The 18,167-nt window shown below is 61.5% G+C and carries 13 protein-coding genes; 1 reads left to right on the top strand and 12 read right to left on the bottom strand.

All coding sequences use genetic code 11. The annotated features are described in order from the left end of the window. Positions 1-117 precede the first annotated feature (117 nt). The 9 genes from HDC32_RS18330 to betI all read right to left on the bottom strand — a co-directional run bounded on the left by HDC32_RS18330 (position 118) and on the right by betI (position 12,489). A complete protein-coding gene (locus HDC32_RS18330) occupies positions 118-1,296 on the bottom strand; it encodes an NAD(P)/FAD-dependent oxidoreductase (protein ID WP_184745059.1) in 1,179 nt (392 codons plus the stop codon). A gap of 160 nt (positions 1,297-1,456) precedes the next feature. Next, positions 1,457-2,794: an ATP-dependent RNA helicase DbpA gene (gene dbpA / locus HDC32_RS18325; protein ID WP_233897098.1), complete on the bottom strand. Its 1,338-nt coding sequence runs from the start codon at positions 2,792-2,794 to the stop codon at positions 1,457-1,459. A 130-nt stretch (positions 2,795-2,924) separates the two neighbouring features. Beyond that, positions 2,925-4,352, bottom strand: coding sequence for a multidrug transporter subunit MdtD (gene mdtD, locus HDC32_RS18320; RefSeq protein ID WP_131699051.1), 1,428 nt, complete (start codon positions 4,350-4,352; stop codon positions 2,925-2,927). Between the two features lie 36 nt (positions 4,353-4,388). Further along, positions 4,389-5,279, bottom strand: a complete 891-nt coding sequence (locus HDC32_RS18315; RefSeq protein WP_184745057.1) for an alpha/beta fold hydrolase — start codon at positions 5,277-5,279, stop codon at positions 4,389-4,391. Positions 5,280-5,504: 225 nt separating this feature from the next. Further along, entirely contained in the window at positions 5,505-6,821 is a 1,317-nt protein-coding gene (locus HDC32_RS18310; protein WP_184745055.1) for a TldD/PmbA family protein, read from the bottom strand. After that, the gene (locus HDC32_RS18305; RefSeq protein WP_184745053.1) at positions 6,821-8,263 is read right to left on the bottom strand and encodes a TldD/PmbA family protein; all 1,443 of its coding nucleotides are present in this window, start codon (positions 8,261-8,263) and stop codon (positions 6,821-6,823) included. The genes HDC32_RS18310 and HDC32_RS18305 overlap by 1 nt, the downstream gene beginning before the upstream one ends. 203 nt (positions 8,264-8,466) lie before the next feature. After that, on the bottom strand, positions 8,467-10,170 hold the full coding sequence (gene betA / locus HDC32_RS18300) for a choline dehydrogenase (protein ID WP_167657058.1): 1,704 nt from the start codon (positions 10,168-10,170) through the stop codon (positions 8,467-8,469). A 142-nt stretch (positions 10,171-10,312) separates the two neighbouring features. Next, positions 10,313-11,785: a betaine-aldehyde dehydrogenase gene (betB, locus tag HDC32_RS18295; RefSeq protein WP_131699055.1), complete on the bottom strand. Its 1,473-nt coding sequence runs from the start codon at positions 11,783-11,785 to the stop codon at positions 10,313-10,315. Between the two features lie 110 nt (positions 11,786-11,895). Beyond that, a complete protein-coding gene (betI, locus tag HDC32_RS18290) occupies positions 11,896-12,489 on the bottom strand; it encodes a transcriptional regulator BetI (protein ID WP_053128113.1) in 594 nt (197 codons plus the stop codon). Positions 12,490-12,879: 390 nt separating this feature from the next. Between betI and HDC32_RS18285 the strand changes: the two genes are divergently transcribed. After that, on the top strand, positions 12,880-14,814 hold the full coding sequence (locus HDC32_RS18285) for a BCCT family transporter (protein ID WP_256663483.1): 1,935 nt from the start codon (positions 12,880-12,882) through the stop codon (positions 14,812-14,814). A 153-nt stretch (positions 14,815-14,967) separates the two neighbouring features. Here the strand turns inward: HDC32_RS18285 and choV are convergent, their stop codons facing one another. The 3 genes from choV to HDC32_RS18270 form a co-directional block, all read right to left on the bottom strand. After that, positions 14,968-16,146 carry a choline ABC transporter ATP-binding protein gene (gene choV / locus HDC32_RS18280; RefSeq protein WP_131699057.1) on the bottom strand — a complete coding sequence of 393 codons (1,179 nt, stop codon included), beginning with the start codon at positions 16,144-16,146 and terminating at the stop codon, positions 14,968-14,970. Further along, positions 16,143-16,988 (bottom strand): choline ABC transporter permease subunit, encoded by an 846-nt coding sequence (gene choW / locus HDC32_RS18275; protein ID WP_015886271.1) that lies wholly within the window; start codon positions 16,986-16,988, stop codon positions 16,143-16,145. Before choW ends, choV begins: the two co-directional genes overlap by 4 nt. Positions 16,989-17,055: 67 nt before the next feature. After that, positions 17,056-18,003 (bottom strand): choline ABC transporter substrate-binding protein, encoded by a 948-nt coding sequence (locus HDC32_RS18270; protein WP_131699058.1) that lies wholly within the window; start codon positions 18,001-18,003, stop codon positions 17,056-17,058. Between the last annotated feature and the right edge of the window lie 164 nt (positions 18,004-18,167).

The raw sequence follows: 18,167 nt of genomic DNA, 5'->3' as shown, positions 1-18,167 counted from the left end.
CTAAATTGAGCCATCAGTGACGCCACGGCAAGGGTGGTGATCACATCTGACAGCAAATTATTCTCAGGCATACCGCAAATCAAAATGTGGGAGGGAGCAAGCCCCTTCCCACATTCTTCAGGCGTACTGCGCTGCGGCGTAACCCGACGCCCACGCCCACTGGAAGTTAAACCCGCCCAGGTGCCCGGTCACATCCAGCACTTCGCCAATAAAGTACAAGCCCGGGCTTTTCAGCGACTCCATGGTCTTGGACGACACTTCCCGCGTATCTACCCCGCCCAAGGTCACCTCGGCCGTGCGGTAGCCCTCGGTGCCGGCCGGCACCAGTTGCCAGCTCGAGAGTTTTTGCGCGATGTCGGCCACTTCGGCGTGGGTGTACTGCTTCATGGGCTTGGACACGAACCAGGTTTCCGCTAGCAGGTTGGCCATCTTCTTGGTGAAGATTTCACCCAGCAGGGTTTTCAGCTCGCTGTTGGGGCGTTCGACCTGCTGCTGTTGCAGCCAGGTGTGGGCGTCGTGGTCGGGCAGCAGGTTGATCTCCACCGTGTCGCCGGACTCCCAGTAGGAGGAAATCTGCAGAATCGCCGGGCCGCTGAGGCCGCGATGGGTAAACAGGAGGTTCTCGCGAAAGCTCTGGCCGTTACAGCTGACCAGGCAATCCACCGAGGTCCCGGACAGCTCGCCGCACAAGTCCTTGAGCTGGTCGGTGATGGTGAACGGCACCAGCCCGGCGCGGGTCGGTAACAGCTCATGGCCGAACTGCCTGGCGACTTGATAGCCAAAACCGGTGGCGCCCAGAGTCGGGATCGACAGGCCGCCAGTGGCGATCACCAGGGATTCGCAGCGCAGTTCACCCAAGGTGGTCTGCAACTGGTAGCCGCTGTCGACCTTGGCGATTTCTTCAATCGAGGTGTCCAGGTGCAGGCTTACGCCGGTCTGGATGCACTCGTCCAACAGCATGCCGAGGATGTCACTGGATTTGTTATCGCAGAACAGCTGGCCGAGTTTCTTCTCGTGGTACGGCACGCCGTGCTTGGCCACCAGCCCGATAAAGTCCCACTGGGTATAGCGGGCCAGGGCCGACTTGCAGAAGTGCGCGTTGTGCGACAGGAAGTTGGCCGGCTCGGTGTACAGGTTGGTGAAATTGCAGCGGCCACCGCCGGACATCAGGATCTTCTTGCCGGCCTTGTTCGCATGGTCGAGCAACATCACCTTGCGCCCACGCCCGGCGGCGGTCAGTGCGCACATCAAGCCTGCGGCGCCGGCGCCAATGATCACAACTTCGGTCGAGCGCACAGCAATGTCCTCATACAAATTCTGAATTGGAATACAGTCAAATGTGGGAGGGGGCTTGCCCCCGATGGCGGTGTATCAGTGACAGATGTACTGACTGACACACTGCAATCGGGGGCAAGCCCCCTCCCACATTGGATCTCCATATAGGTCGGAGATCGTGTTACAGGATCCGCACACGCAACGAACGGCCTTTGATCTTGCCGTCGTTCAAACGCTGCAACGCCTGCTTGGCGATGCCGCGTTCCACGGCCACGAAGGCCTGGAAGTCGAAGATCGCGATCTTGCCGACCTGGGCACCGGGGATGCCGGCTTCGCCGGTCAATGCGCCGAGGATGTCGCCTGGGCGCACCTTGTCTTTACGGCCGGCGGCGATGCACAGGGTGCTCATCACCGGCAGCAGCGGGCCACCGCTTTGCGGCTTGAGGTTGTCCAGTTGGTCCCAGTTCAGCGGCGACTTCTGCAGTTGCTCGATGGCCTGGGCGCGGTGCGCTTCGGACGGCGCCACCAGGCTGATAGCGATGCCGGTCTCACCGGCGCGACCGGTACGGCCCACGCGGTGAATGTGGATTTCCGAGTCGCGGGCCAGTTCGACGTTGATCACCATGTCCAGCGCGTCAATGTCCAGGCCGCGGGCGGCGACGTCGGTGGCCACCAGCACCGAGGTGCTGCGGTTGGCAAACATCGCCAACACCTGGTCACGGTCGCGCTGTTCCAGGTCGCCATGCAGGCCGACGGCGGAAATGCCCTTGGACGTCAGGTGATCCACGGTTTCCTGCACTTGCTGCTTGGTGAAGCAGAACGCCACGCAGGAAGCCGGGCGGAAATGCGCCAGCACCTTGGTCACGGCGTCCATGCGCTCTTCCGGGGAGATCTCGTAGAAACGCTGCTCGATCTGGTCGTCGGAGTGGAACGCTTCGGCTTTCACTTGCTGCGGCGCGCGCATGAACTTCGAGGCCAGCTGCTTGATGCTCACCGGGTAGGTGGCCGAGAACAGCAGGGTCTGGCGGCGCGGCGGGGTCTTGCTGATGATGTCTTCGATGGCGTCGTAGAAGCCCATGTCAAGCATGCGGTCGGCTTCGTCGAGGATCAGGGTGTTCAAGCCGTCCAGCACCAGCGAACCTTTGCGCAGGTGTTGCTGGATACGGCCCGGGGTGCCGACGATCACGTGGGCGCCGTGCTCAAGGGAGGCGATCTGCGGGCCGAGGGACACGCCGCCGCACAGGGTCAGGACCTTGATGTTGTCTTCGGCGCGGGCCAGGCGGCGGATTTCCTTGGCGACCTGGTCGGCCAGCTCACGGGTCGGGCACATCACCAGGGCCTGGCAGCCGAAGTAGCGCGGGTTGATCGGGTTCAGCAGGCCGATGCCGAACGCAGCGGTCTTGCCGCTGCCGGTCTTGGCCTGGGCAATCAGGTCCAGCCCCTTGAGGATCACCGGCAAGCTTTGCGCCTGGATCTGCGTCATCTCGACATAACCCAGCGAGTCGAGGTTAGCCAGCATGGCGGCGGACAGGGGCAAAGTATTAAAAGCGGTGGCGATGGTAGTCACGGGACTGGCTCTGCAAAACAAAATGTCGCGCAGTGTACCAGCCCTGTGGGAATTTCCCTGCAAGTTCTAGACGAGACGCCCGTTAATGCTCGATATGCTGTTCCGGGTTGGCCGCCCGTTTGCCGTCTTGGGGCGACAGTTGCAGGAAGATCGCCGCCGCCAGCATCGCCATGATGCCCACGGTGAGGAAGGTCAGCTGGAACGCGCCGAGCACCGTGCTCACGCCGTCGTTGCCCGCTTCGGCGGTAAACCCGCCGAGCAGCGCACCGGCGCAGGCCACCCCCAGGCTCAGGGACAGTTGCGCCACCACCGACAGCAAACTGTTGCCGCTGCTGGCCTGGGCGTCGTCGAGGTCGATCAGGGTGACGGTGTTCATCGCGGTAAATTGCAGCGAGTTGATCGCCCCCAGCACCGCCAGCATGGCCAGCAGCAGCGGGTAGGGCGTCTGTTCGCTGACCAGGCCCATGCTCGCCAGCATGATGCCCAGGGCCAGGGTGTTGCCGGTCAGCACCACGCGATAACCCAGACGTTCGATCAACGGGCGCGCCACCGACTTGGCGAACATCGCCGCCGCCGCCAGGGGCAGCATGCTCATGCCGGCCTGGGACGGTGAATAACCCAGGGCCACTTGCAGCAGCAACGGCACCAGGAACGGCAAGGCGCCGCTGCCCAGGCGCGCGAACAGGTTGCCGAGGATGCCCACGGCAAAGGTGCGGGTCTTGAACAGCGCCGGTGAGAACAGTGGGTTATCGATATGCCCGGCGCGCAGCCAATACGCCGCCAGGCACGCCAACCCGCCGAACAGCAGCAACATCACCCGCAGGTGCGGCAGGTGCAGCTCGCCCAAGCCTTCCATGGCAATGGTGATCAGCACCATCGCCGCACCGAACAATAGAAAACCGATGCCATCGAAGCGCGTGCGCTCGCTGCCGCGCAGGTCGGGGATGAACTTCCACACGGCGTAGCAACCGATCATGCCCACCGGCAGGTTGATCAGGAAGATCCAGTGCCACGTCAGGTACTGCACCATCCAGCCGCCCATGGTCGGGCCGAGCAAGGGCCCGAGCAGGCCGGGGATGGTGATGAAGCCCATGATCCGCACCAGCTCGGAGCGGGGGTAGGCGCGTAGAACCACGAGTCGGCCGACCGGCAGCATCAGCGCACCACCCAGCCCCTGGATGACCCGTGCGCCCACCAGCATGGTCAGGCTGCTGGACAGCGCGCACAGCAAGGAGCCGATGCTGAACAGCATGATCGCGCCGAAGAAGATTTTCTTGGTGCCGAAGCGGTCGGCGATCCAGCCCGAGGCCGGGATCAGCAAGGCGACGGTGAGCATGTAGGCGATCACCACCCCTTGCATGCGCAGCGGGTTTTCCGCCAGGTCTCGGGCCATGGCCGGCAGTGCAGTGTTGAGAATCGTCCCATCCAGCGATTGCATGAAGAAGGCAATCGCTACCACCCAGGGGAGCCAGCGGGCGGTCTTGGCATCGAGAGGGGCACGATCTGGCATGGGGTACCTTTTTGTTAGCCGGCTATGTGTCGGCGATTATGCGCCATTCGTCGCTCCTTTTCCCACTGGCGGTTCGTCTAAGTCCGACAAGTTCGCGTGCTCTCCCACCAGGAAATCCAACAACGCACGGTGCACCGCCAAAGCCGCCTCGCGGGACTCCAGGTCGAGTAAATGCCCGGTGTGTTCGGCCACCGCAAAGCTGCTGCGGTCGACGTAGTGTTTGAACAGTCGGGCCTCGGCGGCGGGGGTGTATTCGTCCAGCGCACCATTGAGAAAGTGCACCGGGGTTTCGATCTGCCGCAGCGCCGGCAGGTAGTTGCCATCGCCCAACGCCAGCACCTGGTGGATATGAAAGCGCGCCTGGCGGTACTCGGTGGTGGCCATGTTCGACAGGTGCCGGTGGTTGTTGCGCTTGAGCCGGGGCGACAGGTATTTGCCCACGGTCTCGTTGAGCAGGTGCCCGACAGCGGATTTGTCATCGGCCTCGATCAGCACCCGCACGCGCTCTACATAGTCGAGCATTGCCTGGTTGAGGTTGGGCGCCAGGGCCATCACCACCGAGCTTTCGATGGACGGCGGGTTGTGTGCCAGGGTCAGCAGCGTCGAGATGCCACCCCAGGAGGCCGAGACCAGGTGATTGACCTGAAAGCGTTCGACCAGGGCGCGCAGGATTTGCACCTCGTCGTCCTTGGTCACCAGGTCCAGGTCGGTGTTGTGTTCGCGGGAATAACCCGAGAAGGGCAGGTCGAACAACAGCACATTGAAATGCTTGGCCAGGCACTTGCTGGTACGCGCGAATGAACGTGTGGTGGAGAGTGCGCCATTGACCATCAGGATGGTCTTCTTTTCCGAATCGTTTCCCAGCTGCTCAACATGAACGTTGTAGTGCTTGAACAGCTTTTCTATGACAAAACTTCCATGGTTCATGTCAACGCTCCAGCTTGCCCTTCCCGGGCAAGGTCATGCTCTCGTGGGTGGGGTGGCGGGGGGCCACTAACCGTTATAACGAGGTTTTTCACAGGCGACAACAGGCTGCCCGTGCAGACTGGGAGGAAGAGAATTTACGGTAGGAAGGGCCGAAACCGAGGTGTCTGAAATCAGCACAGGACAATGTGGGAGGGGGCAAGGCCCCTTCCCACAGGGGGTTTGTATTTACAGGGTCAGGGTCAGGCGTTTTACCAAGGCCCCCGGCAACAGGTTGGAGGCGGTATTGCGCTGGCTATAGGTGCTGGCCGACAGCAGCAGTTCGCGCTCAGCGGTCAGCGCTTCCAGTTGCGAACCGAGCAACTGGTAGACGCTGTCATCAAAACGCATGGTGCTGACCGGCGCCTTGATCTCGCCGTCTTCCACCCAGAACGTGGCGAAGCGCGTCATGCCGGTCAGGCGTGCGGCGGGCAGGTCGGAGTAGTTCAGGTACCACAGGTTGCTGATGTAGAGCCCGGTGCCCAGTTGCTTGAGGATATCGGCCTGGGCCAGGTTGCCCGCTGCGATCTGCAAGGCGCTGGGTGATTCGTCGCCGCTGGCGCCGTTGGCGCTGAGGCCATATTCGGCGGCGCTGCGCGAGTTCACCAGTTGGCCGTCGGCCTGGCCGGCGTTGATCAGCGTGACGTCACTGCGCGGGTAGCCTTCGCTGGAGAACGCCTGGCTCAGGGAGTCGGTGATGTGTTCTTTCACCGTCACCAGCGGGCTCAAGGACTGCTCGCCGGCATACAGCCGTTGCAACGAGCTGCCTTTGCTGGCGATGGCCTGGGCGGAAAAACCGCCCCAGGTGATGATGCTAATGATTTCTTCCAATGCCGCCGGGGCGAGGTAGGCGCGGTACTGTCCGGGCGCCAATGGGTGCAGCGGGCGGCCGAGGAATTCCAGCTGTTCACGCGCCAGCTGGAAGCGTCGGGCGAACTCGGCGCTGTCCCAGGCGTCGCCGGCGTAGCTGGCTTTTACCGCCTCGCCATTGGCGTGGAACAGGCTGAAATCGAAGTTGAAGCTATTGGCCTGATGCCAGCCAAACGCGCCGTCCGAACTGGCAAAGCCCCGGCTGATCGGGCCGGCGGCATAGAAGCCGACCAGGTCGACGCCATCGGCCGCCTGGCTGATTTCTTCCAGCACCTGGGCCAGGTCGGGCAGGGGGCGGGCCTGTTCGTTGTGGCTTTGCCAGGCGTTGTGGTTGAGCAACAGGTAAGGGTCATGCGGCAGCAGCGGCAGGGTTTCGCGCAGTTGCTGCAGGCCGTCGGCGAGGCGCTGGCGATCCAGCTCGGGCTCGCCGGCCAGGGTGATGCCGAGGTCGGCATGGCGGCCATCGTTGATCAGCTTGAGGTTGAGGCTGGCCTGCTGCACTTGGCCGGCCTGACGCACCTTGGCGTGGTTGAAGCGCACGAACTCGGACGATTCCGCCGCGTAGCCCAGGTGAAATTGTTCCTTTTCGGTGATGGCCTGCTTGAGCCACTGCACCAATGCCTTGAAGGTGTTCATCAGGCATCTCCCCCAAATACGTCAACGTTGCTGAATACACAGGCCGGCGACGCATGGCCGACGCGGATCACCTGGTTGGGCTCGCCCTTGCCGCAGTTCGGCGTGCCCAATACCTTGAAGGTGCTGGTGTCGCCCACGGCGCTGAGGTTGCGCCAGAACTGCGCGGAAATCGCCCGGTAGTTGGGGTTTTTCACCACGCCCTTGAGTTCGCCGTTTTCAATCAACTGGCCCCACTCGCAGCCGAACTGGAACTTGTTGCGGGCATCGTCGATGGACCACGAACGGTTGGTCGACATCAGGATGCCGTGTTCGATGCCGACAATCAGTTGCGCCAGGCTCTTATCGCCGGCTTCGATATTCAGGTTGGCCATGCGGTCGATCGGCGGGCGGTTCCAGCTGCTGGCGCGGCTGTTGGCCACGCCGCCCATGCCCGAGCGGAACTGCGACAACGCCCCACCCAGCGGCTTGAGCAGCAGTCCTTCGCGGATCAGGAATTGCTTGCTGGCCGCGGTGCCGTCGTCGTCATGGCCGTAGCTGGCCAGTTGCTCGGGAATGTCCGGGTCGAACGTCACGTTCAACAGCTTGGAGCCGTATTGCAGCTGGCCGAAGTCGCTGGCCTTCACAAAACTGGTACCGGCGTAATTGCGCTCATCGCCGAGGATACGGTCGAGTTCCAGCGGGTGGCCGATGGACTCGTGGATCTGCAGGATCATCTGGTCGGGCATCAGCAGCAGGTCGCGCGGGCCCTGGGGCGTATTTGGCGCCAGCAGCAGTTGCAGGGCTTCGTCGGCAATGCGCGGCGCGGCGCCGACCAGGCCGAAGCGGCTGATCACGTCAAACCCGCCTTGCTGGCCGAAGTTGCTGCCGCCGAGGGTGCGCGACTGGCTGTCGTTGCCGTCGTAGGCCGTGACATTGACGCCGGGGAACACAAACCGCTGGGCCTGGCGCAGTTCGGCGCCGGCACTGTTGAGGTAGATCTGCTCGACATGGGTCAGGCCGAGGCTGACTTCCCAGTTCACCAGGCGCTCGTCCTGGGGCACGGCAGAGGACTCATCGCCGAGCAGTTGGTAGCAGTCGCTCAGGGACGGGAAGGCTTGCTCAATATTGGGCGACAGGTAGTCGGCGACGTCGCTGGACACCTGTTGGTCGCGCAGGTCGAGCAGGGCGTGCGGTTTTATCAGGCGGGCTTGCTGCTCGGCGCGTCCAAGGGCGGCTTGCAGGCCGGCAAGGGAAATATCGTGGGTGGCGGCGTAGGCCTCCGCACCGTTGACACGCACGGTGAGCATGACGCCTTCGTCGTGGTTCAGGTGGGGCGGTTCGGCGACGTTCTTGCGCACCGACAGGTACTGGCCGGATTCGCGCACGTAGCGCAGGGAGAAGAAGTCGGCGGTGGTGCGCAGGGCACTGAAATGCTTTTTGAGTGTGGCGTGGTGTTCGAACATGGGGCCTTCCTTGTGGGCGGCTCAGCGCGGGCAGGCAAACAGAGTAGGCCTGGGCTGGGGGCTGATCAAGGAAAGTGTAGAGGCAAGGTTTGCAGTGCCTGATCGGGCCCTATCGGGGGCAAGCCCCCTCCCACACTTGATTTGTGAATACATTCAAATGTGGGAGGGGGCTTGCCCCCGATGAAGGCACCGCAGTGAATCAGTTACTGCGCAGTCGGCCCCACTTCACGCAACGGCTTGCCACGCACCGGCGCATCGCCGGCCACGTAGTAGTCGGCAGTGCTGCGCGGCAGCGGCTGGCGGCCACGGATCTTGTCGGCGATTTTCTCGGCGATCATGATCGTCGGCGCGTTCAGGTTGCCGGTGGTGATGATCGGCATGATCGACGCATCGACTACGCGCAGACCCTGCATGCCGTGCACGCGGCCTTCGCCATCGACCACGGCCATCTCGTCGTCGCCCATCTTGCACGAGCAGGACGGGTGGAACGCGGTTTCGGCGTGCTCGCGGATGAACTTGTCCAACTGCTCATCGGTTTGCACCTCGATGCCCGGGCTGATTTCGCGGCCACGGTAGGGATCGAGTGCCGGCTGCTGCATGATTTCACGGGTCAGGCGGATGCCGTCGCGGAATTCCTGCCAGTCCTGCTCGGTGGCCATGTAGTTGAAGAGGATGCTCGGGTAGTCCCGTGGGTTCTTCGACTTCAGTTGCACGCGGCCACGGCTCGGCGAGCGCATGGAGCCCATGTGCGCCTGGAAACCGTGCTCTTTCACACCGTTGCTGCCGTTGTAGTTAATCGCGACCGGCAGGAAGTGGTACTGGATGTTCGGCCATTCGAATTCTTCACGGGTCCGGATAAAACCGCCCGCTTCGAACTGGTTGCTGGCGCCGATGCCGGTGCCGTTGAACAGCCATTCGGCACCGATGGCCGGCTGGTTGTACCAGAGCAGCGACGGGTACAGCGACACCGGCTGGGTGCACGCATATTGCAGATACAGCTCAAGGTGGTCCTGCAGGTTTTCGCCGACGCCAGGCAGGTCGTGGACCACCTGGATGTCGAGGCTTTCCAGCAGTTTGGCCGGGCCCACGCCGGAGCGTTGCAGCAGTTGCGGCGAAGCGATTGCGCCGCTGCACACCAGCACTTCTTTACGCGCACGGGCTTCAACGCGCTCTTCGGCGGCACCGATCAGGTAACGCACGCCAACGGCACGCTTGCCTTCGAACAACACTTTGTCGGTGAGGGCGTGGGTGACGATGGTCAGTGTGGAGCGCTTCTTGGCTATGTCCAGGTAACCGCGCGCGGTGCTGGCGCGACGGCCGTTAGGCGTGACGGTACGGTCCATCGGGCCGAAGCCTTCCTGCTGGTAGCCGTTCAAGTCTTCGGTGCGCGGGTAACCGGCCTGCACGCCTGCTTCAACCATGGCGTGGAACAGCGGGTTATTGCCCGCTTTAGGCGTGGTCACGCTCACCGGGCCATCGCCGCCGTGCCAGTCGTTCGGGCCGATGTCGCGGGTTTCGGCCTTGCGGAAATACGGCAGGCAATCGAGGTAGCTCCAGTCTTCCAGGCCCGGAAGCTTCGACCAGTTGTCGTAGTCCATGGCGTTGCCACGGATGTAGCACATGCCGTTGATCAGCGAAGAGCCACCCAGGCCCTTGCCGCGACCGCATTCCATCCGACGGCCGTCCATGTGTGGCTCCGGATCGGTTTCGTAGGCCCAGTTGTAGCGGCGGCCTTGCAGCGGAAAGGCCAGGGCGGCCGGCATTTGGGTACGGAAATCGAGGCGGTAGTCGGGGCCGCCGGCTTCCAGCAGCAGGACGGTGACGCCTTCGTCTTCGGTCAGACGGGTCGCCAGGGTGTTACCGGCGGAGCCGGCACCCACAATGATGTAGTCGTATTCTTGGGACATAAATGCACCCTCTTTGAAGTGTGGTCAGGTCGGGCCTCATCGGGGGCGAGCCCCCTTCCACATTTGATCGGGTTTACACAGTCAAAGGTGGGAGGGGGCTCGCCCCCGATGGCGGCCTCAAAGGCAACGCAAGGCTCGGGTCTTAGAACACCGAGGCGTAGTCGCCCAGCTCAACCTGTACCGATTTGATGCGGGTAAAGTTGTTCAGCGAGCTGATGCCGTTCTCACGGCCCACACCGGATTGCTTGTAGCCACCGACCGGCATCTTCGCGTCGGATTCGCCCCAGGCGTTGATCCAGCAGATGCCCGCTTCCAGCTGATGAATCACGCGGTGGGCGCGGTTCAGGTCCTTGGTCACCAGGCCCGCGGCCAGGCCGAAGTCGGTGTCGTTGGCGCGGCGGATCACTTCTTCTTCGGTTTCGTAGGTGAGGATGCTCATCACCGGGCCGAAGATTTCTTCACGGACGATGGTCATCTCGTCGGTGCAGTCGGTGAACACGGTCGGGGCCACGAAGGCGCCTTTGGCGAAATCGCCGTCGGTCAGGCGGTCGCCGCCGCACAGTACGCGGGCACCTTCTTCCTTACCTTTGGCGATGTAGCCCAGCACGCTTTCCATGTGGGCGAAGCTGACCAGCGGACCGAAGTTGGTGTTGGCGTCTTGCGGGTCGCCGACGCGGATACGGGCAACACGCTCAACGATCTTGGCTTCGAACGCCGCTTGCAGGTGCTTGGGCACGAACACGCGAGTGCCGTTGGTGCAGACCTGGCCGGAGCTGTAGAAGTTGGCCATCATCGCGATGTCGGCGGCACGATCCAGGTCGGCGTCTTCGAACACGATCAGCGGCGATTTGCCGCCCAGTTCCATGGTCACTTCCTTGAGCGAAGAGCTCGACGCGCTGGCCATGACTTTCTTGCCGGTGTCGGTGCCGCCGGTGAACGAGACTTTCTCGATGCGTGGGTGCTCGGTCAGCCAGGTGCCGACTTCACGGCCGCTGCCGGTCAAGACGTTGAATACGCCTGCTGGAACCCCGGCTTCGGTGTAGATCTCGGCCAGTTTCAGGGTGGTCAGCGAGGTGACTTCGCTTGGCTTGAAGATCATCGCGTTACCGGCGGCCAGGGCCGGTGCGGATTTCCACAGGGCGATCTGGATCGGGTAGTTCCAGGCGCCGATACCGGCGACCACGCCCAGCGGCTCGCGGCGGGTGTAGACGAAGGAAGTGTCGCGCAGTGGGATCTGCTCGCCTTCGATCGCCGGCACCAGGCCTGCGTAGTATTCGAGCACGTCAGCGCCGGTAACGATGTCGACGTACTGGGTTTCGGAGAAGGCTTTACCGGTGTCCAGGGTTTCCAGGGCGGCCAGCTCGTCGTTGCGCTCGCGCAGGATGTCGACGGCACGACGCAGGATGCGCGAACGCTCCATGGCGGTCATCGCAGCCCAGATTTTCTGGCCTTTTTCGGCGCTGACCACGGCACGTTCAACGTCTTCTTTCGTTGCGCGTTGCACTTGGGCGAGAACTTCACCGTTAGCCGGGTTGATGGCTTCGAAGGTGGCATCGCTGCCAGCGTCGCTGTAGCCGCCGTCAATGTAGAGTTTTTGCAGGTCGAAACGGGCCATAAAGTCCTCGCAAGTGCATAAGTGGTTGGCGTTACCCGCCGCAAAGTGGGCCATAAGGGTGTGGCAACACTGAGCGGCAGACGTTCAGGGGTTGAGCGTTTATAAGGGCTCTAACTCACCTGCTTGGCCAATTGGAAATCCATGTATTCGTAAGCGATCCGTTGCGCCTGCGCCGTGTCGAAAGCGTCTCCCGACAGGGCGCCGCGCAACCACAAACCGTCGATCAGGGCCGCCAGGCCTCTGGCTGCTTTGCGTGCGTGCGGCAGCGGCAGCACTCGGCGGAACTGGCAGCACAGGTTGGAATACAGACGTTGATCGTTGATCCGCTGCAACCTGTGCAATGACGGGTGATGCATGCTGGTGGCCCAGAAGGCCAGCCAGGTTTTCATTGCCGGGCCATTGACCTGGCTGGCGTCGAAGTTGCCCTCGATGATCACCCGAAGGTGCGCCCTTGGGCTGTCGTCCTTCAGCGCAAGCCTGCGTTCGTGGACGTTCTCGATCAGCACATTCATCAAGTACCGCATCGTCGCGGCGATCAGGCCGTTCTTGTCCTGAAAGTAGTGACTGATGATGCCGTTCGAGACCCCGGCCAAACGGGCGATCAGCGCAATGCTGGCATCTCCCATTCCGACCTGATCGATGGCCGTCAGCGTGGCTTCGATCAACTGTTGGCGGCGTATGGGTTGCATACCGACCTTGGGCATCTAGCACCTCTCCTTAGGCCTGCCGACGGGCGATGAACGTTCGTCGACTTGAAGGCCAGTCTATTTTGTTTTGATTGAACGTTCAATCAACAAAGAATAAGCTCTGCGACAAATGGTCGCTGCCTACAGGTATTTCCTACTTGAGGGCGACGACATCTGACACCTGCAAAAACCTTTGAAACAGGCGGTATCAAGGCCTGCCCACTGCCTGGTGGGGCTCAAGGATTTTCGGGGTGTCTTTATAACACCCGTCCGTCGACTGCCGAAAAATCGATAGGTCGGGATAACCGTTGCCTTGTGTTTCTCTCTCGCACTGCCTGGAGCATCTGCGCCATGAGTTCTGCCTCTCTTATAAAGACCCCGCCGGAAAAGGTGCGGGTCAACGGTTGGGTGTTCTACACCTCCACCGCGCTGATTCTGTTGTTGACCGCCATTCTGATCATCGCCCCGCAGGAGGCCGGGCGCATGCTCGGCGTAGCCCAGGCCTGGCTTTCCAAAAGCTTTGGCTGGTACTACATGGTGGTCATCGCCGCCTACCTGGTGTTTGTGGTCGGCCTGGCGTTTTCGTCCTACGGCAAATTGAAACTGGGCAGCAAGGACGACACCCCGGACTTCAGCTACGGCGCCTGGGCCGGCATGCTGTTCTCGTCGGGCATCGGCATCTCGCTGCTGTACTTCGGCGCTTCGGAGCCGCTGGATCACTACTTCAACCCGCCGGAAGGCGCCGCCGCCAGCAACAGCGCGGCACGTCAGGCGCTGCAGTTGACCTTCCTGCACTGGGGCCTGCATGGCTGGGCGATCTATGCGTTGGTCGGCCTGGCCGTGGCGTACTTCGCCTACCGGCATAACCAGCCGCTGGCCTTGCGTTCGGCGTTGTACCCGCTGGTGGGTGAGCGTTGGGTCAAGGGCGCGGCTGGTCACGCGGTGGATGGTTTCGGCATGTTCGTGACCCTGCTGGGCCTGGTGACTAACCTGGGCATCGGTTCGATGCAGGTGTCGTCCGGCCTGGAAAACCTGTTCGGCATGGCGCACAGCAACACCAACCTGCTGATCGTGATCATTGTGATGAGCACCGTGGCGACCATCGCCGCCGTGTCGGGTGTGGAGAACGGCATCCGCCGCCTGTCCAACCTCAACATCGTGCTGTTCAGCGGTTTGCTGATCTTCGTGCTGCTGTTCGGCCCGACCCTGCACCTGCTCAACGGCCTGGTGCAGAACACCGGTGACTACCTCAACGGCATCGTGCTGAAAACCTTCGACCTCTATGTGTACGAAGGCGACGGTGACAAGACCGAACGCTGGATGGGCCTGTGGACCCTGTTCTACTGGGCCTGGTGGATTTCCTGGGCACCATTCGTGGGCATGTTCATCGCGCGTATTTCCCGTGGCCGCACGGTGCGTGAACTGGTGGCCGGCGTGCTGCTGATTCCCCTGGGCTTTACCCTGGCGTGGCTGTCGATCTTCGGTAACTCGGCGCTGGACCTGGTGCTCAACCACGGTGCGGTGGAGCTGGGCAAGACGGCGCTGGAACAACCGTCCATGTCTATCTACCAATTGCTGGAGCATTACCCAGCGTCGAAAATCGTCATCGGCGTGTCGATCTTCGTGGGCTTTGTGTTGTTCCTGACCCCGGCGGATTCCGGCGCGGTGATGATGGCCAACCTTTCCTGCAAGGGCGGCAATGTGGATGAAGATGCGCCGCACTGGTTGCGCATCTTCTGGTCGGCGGTGATCACCCTGGTGACCATCGGCCTGCTGTTTGCCGGCAACTTCGAAGCCATGCAAACCATGGTGGTGCTGGCGGGGCTGCCGTTCTCGGTGGTGCTGATTGTCTTTATGTTCGGTTTGCACAAGGCGATGCGCCAGGACGTGGCGATCGAACAGGAGCAGGCGCAACTGGCTGAACGCGGGCGTCGTGGCTTCAGCGAGCGTTTGACGGCACTCGACCTGCAACCGAGCCAGGGCACTGTGCAGCGCTTTATGGACAAGCACGTCACGCCGGCGCTGGAAGAGGCGGCGGTCGCGTTGCGTGAGCAAGGGTTGGAAGTGCAGACGCTGTTGGGTAAGTCCAAGCGCTGCATCGGTGTGCGCATCGAGATGGAAGAGGGCAACCCGTTCGTTTATGAAGTGAGCCTGGATGCTTACTCGTCGGCACCAAGCGACCTGCCCGAAGAAGAACGCACCCGCTATTACCGCGCCGAGGTGTACCTGCACAACGGGCCTCAGGAATACGACCTGATGGGCTTCGCCCAGGAACAGATCACCCGGGACGTGCTCGATCAGTTTGAAAGCCATCGGCAGCTCCTTGGCCGTGTCTATAGCTGATAGTTGAGCCTGGTGGTGCTTTAAATGTGGGAGGGGGCTTGCTCCCGATAGCGGTGTGTCAGTCAGTCGATCTGTTACTGATCCACCGCTATCGGGAGCAAGCCCCCTCCCACATTTTTGACCCGGTTTCTCCAATGGCGTTTGCAGTGTGTGCTAGCCCAGGTTTTTGCCCAGCAAGGCATGGTAGAGCTCACTATCGCCCAGGATCCCCACCACCTGGTTGTTGTCATGCAACACCAGCTTGTTCCCCGTCTGATAACGAATCTGCAGCGCATCACGCATGCCGATATTCGAATCCACCAGTGTCGGTACCCGGCCCAAACCTTCCACCGGTTGCCCCGGTGCCCAGTTCTGCAAATTCATCACCACGCCATTCTGCCGCGCGCCCTGGATGGTGTTGCCTTCGGCCAGGTCCAGCCATGAGTCGCCACCAGGATCCAGGCACACCGAACCGTTGACGCGTTTGCAGTTGTCCAGCGTGCGCATCAGGCTGCGGCCGCACAGTACGTTCAGCGGGTTGGTGTGGGCGACGAAGGTGCGTACGTAGTCGTCCGCCGGGTTCAGCACGATCTCTTCCGGCACGCTGTACTGGATGATCTTGCCGTCTTTCATGATCGCGATACGGCTGCCCAGCTTCAGCGCCTCGTCGAGGTCGTGACTGACGAACACGATGGTCTTGCTCAGCTTGCTTTGCAGTTCCAGCAATTCGTCCTGCAGGCCTTGGCGGATCAGCGGGTCGAGGGCGGAGAAGGGCTCGTCCATCAACAGGATGTCGGCGTCCATCGCCAACGCGCGGGCCAGGCCGACGCGCTGTTGCATGCCGCCGGACAGTTCATCCGGCCTCTTGTTGCGCCACTGGGTCAGGCCCACCAGCTCAAGTTTTTCATCCACCAGCTTGCGCCGTTCTTTTTCCGGACGGCCCTGCATTTCCAGACCAAAGCTGATGTTCTCGCGCACCGTCAGCCAGGGCATCAGGGCGAACTTCTGGAACACCATGGCGATGCGCTTGGTGCGCATCATTTTCAGCTCGGCGGGGGTGCAGGAGGCGATGTCGATCTGGCGACCTTCATGCTCCACGAACAGCTGGCCACGGCTGACGGTATTGAGGCCGTTGATGCAGCGCAGCAGGCTCGACTTGCCGGAGCCCGACAGGCCCATCAGCACGCAGATCTCGCCTTTTTCCACATCCAGGCTGGCTTTTTCAACGCCGACGATCTGCCCGGTTTTTTTCAGGATTTCGTTACGGCTCATGCCCTGGTCCAGCAGCTTGAGCGCTTCGCGTGGGTCTTTGGAGAAAATTACGTCGACATTGTCGAATCGGATAATGCTCATGCATCACCCCCTACTTTGGCGTCGGGTTGTTTGCAGATGCGGTCGAGCATGATGGCCAGCAGCACAATCGCCAGGCCGGCTTCAAAGCCCAGGGCGATGTCGGCGGTGTTCAGCGCGTTGACCACCGGCTTGCCGAGGCCGTCGGCGCCCACCAGGGCGGCGATCACCACCATCGACAACGACAGCATGATGCATTGGGTAATACCGGCAGCGATGCTCGGCATGGCGTGGGGCAGTTCAATGCGCGAGAGCAACTGACGGCGCGAGCAGCCAAAGGCCTTGCCGGCGTCCATCAACTCTTGCGGTACATCACGGATACCCAGGTAAGTCAGGCGGATGGGCGCGGCAATCGCGAACACCACCGTGGAGATCAAACCAGGCACCACACCCAGCCCGAAGAGGGTCAGGGTAGGGATGAGGTAGACGAAGGTCGGTACGGTCTGCATCAGATCGAGCACCGGCCGCATCAGGGTGTAGAACATGGGTTTGTGCGCGGCAACAATGCCCAGCGGCACACCAATGACCACGCAGACCAGGGTGGCGAACAGCACCTGGGCGAGGGTTTCCATGGTTTCCTGCCAGTACCCAAGGTTCAGGATCAGCAGGAAAGAGGCGATGACAAAAACAGTCAGTCCCCATTTACGTTGAATAAAGTGAGCCAGCAGCGCAATCAGACCGATCAATGCCAGCGGATTGAACCAGGTCAGCGCAAACGTCACGCCGTGGATCATCGTTTCCAGTGTCGATGCGATTGCGTCGAAGTAGTTGGCGCCGTGTTGGGTCAACCATTCGACGAAGGCAGCGATGTACTGGCCTAGTGGGATTTTCTGTTCAGTCAGCATGGTAGTGAATGTCCACATGCGAAGAGGGAAAACATCCCGGGGCAGCGTACCGCCCCGGGGTCAGCGGTTACTTGTTTAGATACGCTTTGACGGCTTCCAGGCCTGGTTTGCCATCGACGGTGGTGACACCGGCGAGCCAAGTGTCGAGTACTTGCGGGTTCTTCTTCAGCCAGGCTTTCGCCGCGGCGTCGGGCTTCATCTTGTCGTCCAAGACATTACCCATCAGGGTGCTTTCCATGTTCAAGGTGAACACCAGGTTCTTCAGCAACTGACCGACGTTGCTGCATTCCTCGGTGTAGCCCTTGCGGGTGTTGGTGTAGATGGTGGCCTGGCCGTAGTTGGGGCCAAACGAGTCGTCACCCCCGGTCAGGTATTTCATCTTGAAGCGGGTGTTCATCGGGTGCGGTTCCCAGCCAAGGAACACGATGGCCTGGTCACGCCTGGTGGCGCGCTCCACCTGGGAGAGCATCCCGGCTTCGCTGGATTCGACGACTTTGAAGCCGGCGGTCTTGAGGCCGAAGGCGTCTTTGTCGATCAGGGTCTGGATGGTGCGGTTGCCGTCGTTACCCGGCTCGATGCCGTAGATCTTGCCGCCCAGCTCTTCCTTGAATTTGGCGATATCGGCGAAGTCTTTCAGGCCTTTGTTGTACAGCGCCTCGGGTACCGCCAGGGTGTACTTGGCGTTTTCCAGGTTGGCGCGCACGGTTTCCACGGTGCCGGCATCACGGTACTGCTTGATGTCGTTTTCCATGGTCGGCATCCAGTTGCCGAGGAACACGTCCATGTTCTTGCCGTCGGCCAGGGACTTGTAAGTCACAGGAACGGAAATCATCGTGGTCTTGGTCTTGTAGCCCAGGCCCTTGAGGATTTCGCTGGTGGTCGCGGTGGTGACAGTGATGTCGGTCCAGCCGACATCGGAGAAGTTGACGGTCTTGCACTGTTCCGGTTCTGCGGCGTGCGCCATGACTGGCAGACTCAGCATGGCGGCCAACAACAACGAGGGTGAACCTTTCATCTGGGTAGACTCCTGTGTTTTTTCTGGCGGCATTTGCCGCGCTTTATAAGTGTTGCGGTTGGAGCGTGCGGCAACAGCTCTGCCACGGTGCCTTGCAAACGAGTCGAGACTGATCATGTACCAGTGAAAATCTGACGCCTACAGGGGGCGTCGTATCCAGTACA

It is taken from the genome of Pseudomonas sp. JAI120 (assembly GCF_014207255.1).
In the GTDB taxonomy this organism is placed as follows: domain Bacteria; phylum Pseudomonadota; class Gammaproteobacteria; order Pseudomonadales; family Pseudomonadaceae; genus Aquipseudomonas.
This window is presented reverse-complemented; position numbering and strand designations above follow the sequence as displayed.